Origin of the sequence: Capsulimonas sp. (assembly GCF_039929585.1) — a bacterium.
In the GTDB taxonomy this organism is placed as follows: domain Bacteria; phylum Armatimonadota; class Armatimonadia; order Armatimonadales; family Capsulimonadaceae; genus Capsulimonas.
The window spans coordinates 1-5,320 of sequence record NZ_JBDSQY010000006.1 but is presented as its reverse complement, the minus strand read 5'-3'; the positions used below and the strand labels follow the sequence as shown (position 1 = coordinate 5,320).

6 protein-coding genes are annotated in these 5,320 nt (G+C 57.0%); all 6 read left to right on the top strand.

Features of this window, described 5'->3' with window-relative positions; translation table 11 throughout:
* The first annotated feature begins 31 nt into the window (after positions 1-31).
* Positions 32-400 (top strand): hypothetical protein, encoded by a 369-nt coding sequence (locus ABIZ35_RS00405; RefSeq protein WP_348217895.1) that lies wholly within the window; start codon positions 32-34, stop codon positions 398-400.
* 5 nt (positions 401-405) lie between these two features.
* Complete coding sequence (locus tag ABIZ35_RS00400; protein WP_348217894.1) at positions 406-1,626, top strand: GDSL-type esterase/lipase family protein; 1,221 nt, start codon at positions 406-408, stop codon at positions 1,624-1,626.
* Between the two features lie 12 nt (positions 1,627-1,638).
* On the top strand, positions 1,639-2,346 hold the full coding sequence (locus ABIZ35_RS00395) for a hypothetical protein (protein WP_348217893.1): 708 nt from the start codon (positions 1,639-1,641) through the stop codon (positions 2,344-2,346).
* An 85-nt stretch (positions 2,347-2,431) separates the two neighbouring features.
* A complete protein-coding gene (locus ABIZ35_RS00390) occupies positions 2,432-3,445 on the top strand; it encodes a hypothetical protein (RefSeq protein WP_348217892.1) in 1,014 nt (337 codons plus the stop codon).
* A gap of 186 nt (positions 3,446-3,631) precedes the next feature.
* Positions 3,632-4,303, top strand: a complete 672-nt coding sequence (locus ABIZ35_RS00385) for a hypothetical protein (RefSeq protein ID WP_348217891.1) — start codon at positions 3,632-3,634, stop codon at positions 4,301-4,303.
* Between the two features lie 108 nt (positions 4,304-4,411).
* Positions 4,412-4,891 carry a hypothetical protein gene (locus tag ABIZ35_RS00380; RefSeq protein WP_348217890.1) on the top strand — a complete coding sequence of 160 codons (480 nt, stop codon included), beginning with the start codon at positions 4,412-4,414 and terminating at the stop codon, positions 4,889-4,891.
* Positions 4,892-5,320 lie beyond the last annotated feature (429 nt).

Genomic DNA, 5,320 nt, shown 5'->3' with positions numbered 1-5,320 from the left:
GGGGGTGAGGGCCGTTTAAGGAGAAGCAACGATGTCGGATTTTTCAACGCATGCGAATTATGTGGTCGATCTGACCAGTACGCCAGCGCCGCTGATTGCGTATGTGTTTGTGGCGCTGGCGGGGACGGCGACGGTCTCGGGATACTTTGTGAATATGCATGGGCGTCAGGAAGGCGCGGCGTTTACGGGGACGGTGGCGGCGACGGCGAAGACGTTTAAGGACCTGAGCGGCGCGGTGGTTCCGCAGGCGGCGACGGGGTTTATGGGACGGATCACCGGCGCGAATGTCTCGTTTGGACTGGGTGGGAACGTGGACGGAACGGTGGGGGCGTATACGCCGGACGCGACGTATCCGATCTTGACGATCAGCGACTTTGTGACGCTGGGAAGGGTGGGGTAACTGTCTTGGCGATCCATGTCAGCAAGATTTCCGGTCTCGGAGGCGCTCTCGCGGCCAAGACGAATGTGACGGATCGAGTAGCCGATCCGGGGGCGGTGATCAATCGACCGGTAGTGGCGACGCGCTGTTCGTCTTATAGCGCGGGGCTGAGCGATGGCGTGGTCACGGGCGGCACATATCGGGTGCAGCATAACGCCACGCGGACCGCCGCGGACCTGCAAGTGGTTTACGGCAACTTTTACAATATTGATGTGGATGGGCCGAACGACATTACCATCAGCAGCGCTGCGATCGAAACGCCGAGCGGGACGTTTTACCCCCTGTTCTTTGGTGGACAGCGCAGCGCGACGATCAAGCCTGGCGGGCTTCTGGTCTCTGATCCCGTGGGCGTCGATATTGCTTCGGGCGCGGCGTTTTATACGCGGACTTATGTGACGGTGGCGAGCGCGGGGCAGAAGTGGCCCCTGGGACTGACGACGCAGACGACGAATGGCGAGGGCAACAACGCGAGCGCAGCGCCGTCGGACCTTTCGACGAGCGGTACGGTGCCCACGGCGTTTGCATTCGCCTACCATCCGCTGGCGATTGTCGGTGCGTGCAGCCCTCGAAATCAGGCGACGCTGGCGCTGATCGGCGACAGCATCTTTCGGGGACAGGCCGATACTCCGAACGACAACGGCTATATCATCCGCGCGATCAACAAGACCGTGGGACATATCAACTTGTCGATGGCAGGAGAGCAGGCGCTGAACTTTCAGGGGACGACGCGCGCCCGGCGCATCCGGCTGGCGCGGGGCTGCTCGCATGCGCTGGTGCAGCTTGGGGTCAATGACATGGGCAATGGACGGACTCTCGTGCAGATCCAGGCGGATCTGCTCAATATCTGGAACGCCCTGTCACTGCGGGGCTGCAAGGTCTATCAATGTACGATCACGCCGTCGACCAATTCGTCGGACTCGTATGCGACGACGGTGAATCAGACACCGAAGTCCGCAGCGTTCGGGCCGGGCGTTTGCATTCGAACGCAGCTCAATGACTGGATCCGAACCGTTCCGGCGCCGCTTTCGGGGTGCATCGAGGTTGCGGACGCCGTGGAGTCCGCGCGCAACTCCGGGCTGTGGCTGCCGAACTACACGAACGCCGGCGACGGCACTCACCCCAATGTCGCAGCGTGTACGACGATCGCCTCGGCGATCTCGGCGCAGGTTCAGTCACTTTCGGTCTAGGAGGACTTCGATATGGCGCAGTCATTGGGGGCCTTGCAGCGTGACGTTCTGAGTCGGCTGAACGAAGCGGACAATTCGAGCGCCGGCAACCTGGAGACGGGGACGGGAATGGGGGCGACGGTCGCGACGGCGGCGACAATCACTCAGTATCTGAACGAGGCGGCGGCGGACCTGGCGCGGTCGGCGTTTCCAATTGTCCAGGCGGGAACGTTCTCCTGGCCGGGCGGTGCGCAGGCGGCGCTGCTTTCGGTGTTTACGGTCCCGGAAAGTTTGACGCTCTGGTTTGCGCGGGGCGTTGCTTGGGGCGGGACGGCTCTCACTCATTGCAGCCGTTCGGCGCTGGAGAACTACTACCCGACGTGGGCCGCCGACGCGCCGGGAACGCCGCTTTACTGGTATGACACGGGGCAGAACGGGATTGGCCTGTATCCGATTCCCAGCGCCTCGCAGACGGTGGTGGCGAACGGCTTTGTCCTTCCGTCGCCGCTCGTGGACGCGGACGACGAGCCGAGCTGGCTTCCGTCCGATCTGACGAAGCTGATGGTGTTCTATGCGGCGGTGATGATCGCCCAAAAGAACCTGGAGGACCCGAGCCTTGCCGCCCGCGCCGACCTGTGGCGCGCGGAGTACGAGCGCGGGAAGGCGCAGCTGCTGTCGAAGCTGGCCGCCTCCGACCCGCTGCTGACGAGAACGCTGGCGGCGGCGAGCGGGCAGGAATAAATATTTCTCGTGAATGTTTCCGGGTTGGCGCCGGCGCCGCGAGTGTTGTATACAGATGAGCGATTTTATAAAGGAGAAGCAGGCCATGGCCGTGAAATCGACGAAAAAGCGACAGCCACTGGTCATTAATCCAGCGCAAACGGAATTTCTGAAAAGCGCTCAAAGCGTCTTAAGCGCCAGGACACTTCCGACAAGCCTTCCTGGATATACGTTTGCGACCGCTCGTAATGAGCCAGGGTTTGGCGCGCATTATGACGCCGCGCATCATTCGATGGACTTCACGGATCGGAAGCATCCAGAACAGAGTGCGCCTGTCCGAAATTCATCGAGCCATCGTGTTCACAATCCCATACGGCCCACCCATATGTCGGCAGTGAAAAACAGCCAGTCAATGTCGACAACTCCCACGGCGCCCCGTGGAAGCAATCAGAGACAAGGGGCTTCTCATACTGCCAGGGAGAGACGATCTATTCCTCAGAGCGCGCCTGTCTCCCATAATCCGTTCGATCCAAATGACACTGAGTTTGGAGTATTCTTTGGTCATGACGTGCTTCAGCCAACCGCAAATGTCAGCGCGGGCTGGGGCGATACACTGGCGTTTGGGGCTCCAAAAATTGCGCGGAAATATATCGGCGAAGCATTGGGTGTCGGAGACGCCAATGATGCCGTACAATATGATTCACTTGGCTATCATGCAGGTGAAGCGCTTGGGACGATCCACTCGGCCTTGATGGGAGCGGGCGGCGGGTTGAAGGCGGCCGGCGTGGCGATTAGCAAAAAAGAGGCGGCTAAGTTAACGGCGTCCGGGGTTAAGACTTCGACTACGGAATTCTCGCATTGGATTCCTAATCGTTACTTGAAGAAAACCGGTTCTAAATGGATCATGAATAAGTTCGGCCGTTCGAAATGGAACGGCAATTATGTGACGCCGCAACGGCATTCCATGCACGACCCATTCCGATACCTGGCAAAGGCTGTCCAGCCAACGAGATTTTCGCCAACTGTTCAGCAGTTGGATCGAGTTCCCAGGAGTATTTATGGTACAGGCGCAGGGGCCGCTTTGGGGCAGGGGCACAGAGTATTGGGACGCGAGAAGTGACCTCATCAGATATCCACATGGAGAGAGATTGCAAAAATGAACCGTTTCTTAAGCCGATTGTTATATGGCTCGCCCAAACGCAGACCGTACGAACAACAGTGTTTAGATTGGCTGCGGGAGCGGCTTCCTGAAACGGGACAAGCTGTTTTTGACGCTCAGATTGCCGACGTTGGATCTCTCACGCGCATGTATTCTGATAAGCTGGTTGAGTTTCAGCCCCACGACACGGCAAAGCTCAAATTGTTTCCGAATACACGCGCACAGATGCACGCGGTGCGGCTCTGGATTACGACGCAGTCGGGGGAGACAGTGCGCTGCGATGTTATTTTTCATGCCGGTCGGATCGTCAATTTAGAATTCAATCGTCCGCCTCGCGTGGCGCTGGAGAAACCCTTTACGCTGAAGTCTCTGGAAATTTACGCCGATCTGATGACACCTGATTTGCCGCGTAATCTAGGAGAAGCGCCAACCACAACACCGATTTTGGATGCGCTGCGAAGCCATGGGACGATCACGGATGTCAAGCCGCCAGCTCAGGAGTCCGAGATCGATCAGATGCTGGGGCGCATTCTGACCGCAACGCCTAGCGACTATGCTGCTTTGTTACGGGAAACGAACGGCTTTCAATACGAGTGGTGGGATTTTCACGGCATTGATATCCTGCGCCAGGTGGATCACGAAGCGACATATCTTTATCTGGCGCAAACGACTTCCTTTTCACTCGCACTGCGCGAGGAGGCAAGCACGCCTTGTTATTTCCTGCAGGATCATGTGAATGAGGAGTTTACGGAATTGGGATCAACGTTCGTTGACGCGTTGCTGAAAGCAGTCGCCGCTGAGGAAGCGGAGGCCGAGTAAGGCTGGGAGCGTTAAGTGAAATTCTTGAGGCTGCGTGTGCAATACCGACGCCTTCGAATGGATTTTTAAGGTGCTTGATCACGAGTACATGCAGATTTATTGGTAGAGATGATGAAAAATTGGATTTTACGTCACCACCGGAGATTGCTGGCGGTTTTATTTGTGCTCATCGTGCTGATTGGCTGGATCGGCGTCGTGACGCGTGGGCGCTGGCGGCCTCAGTTGATGTCGGCATCGGTGACAGTCAACGGACAAAAAAGTTGGAAGGCTGCCGTCTATCAAATGCCTAATGGCGATTGGCTCGTCGCGCCGCACGAAGAAGCGTTTTGGGGAGAATCTACGGCGTATCTGGTTCCGCGCGCCGGTGACGAAATTGGCGTCCTTAATGTCAACCTTCAAAATCTTTCTTATTTTGGCCGCTTTGACTTTATGATCTTTCCGTTTGCGGTTTATCAGGACACGCGGCCTCTGCGGACCGTGAAGCTAGGCGGAACAAAGGCTGATGTAAATCCTAATTTTGTACGGGAGCCCGATAAATTAGAGTTCACCTCCATGCTCTACTCTCGCATTCGCATTCGCCTGCGATGATGGACAGGGATGCCCTAGCGCCTTTGCAAATCGTGAACCGTTTATACGTCGTCTTAAGGTCGCCCATAGTATCGTTTCGACCAAATTTTCATCACATTCTGGAGGTTTATAATGCCCAATCCAACGCAGCGTCGACAGCGTGCGCCTATCCGACTGTCGGCGATGGACGAGTTTCACGCAACGGCCAATGAGCCTTATCAAATTCAGCTTGCCGATGGCGCATCTGGCGTGAATGCGAACAACCCATGGAGCACTCCGATTCCGTCTAGGCGGGCCGCCCCAAATAATAGTCCTTATGATGGGCCCTCTGTGTCTATAATAGGTGAGACAGTTCGCTACACTAAATGCAATCCGTATCGAGGGCGGAGAATGGTCAAATCCGTTGGATTCTCACACCTTCAATGGTCGGCACGAAAAAGAAGATCGACA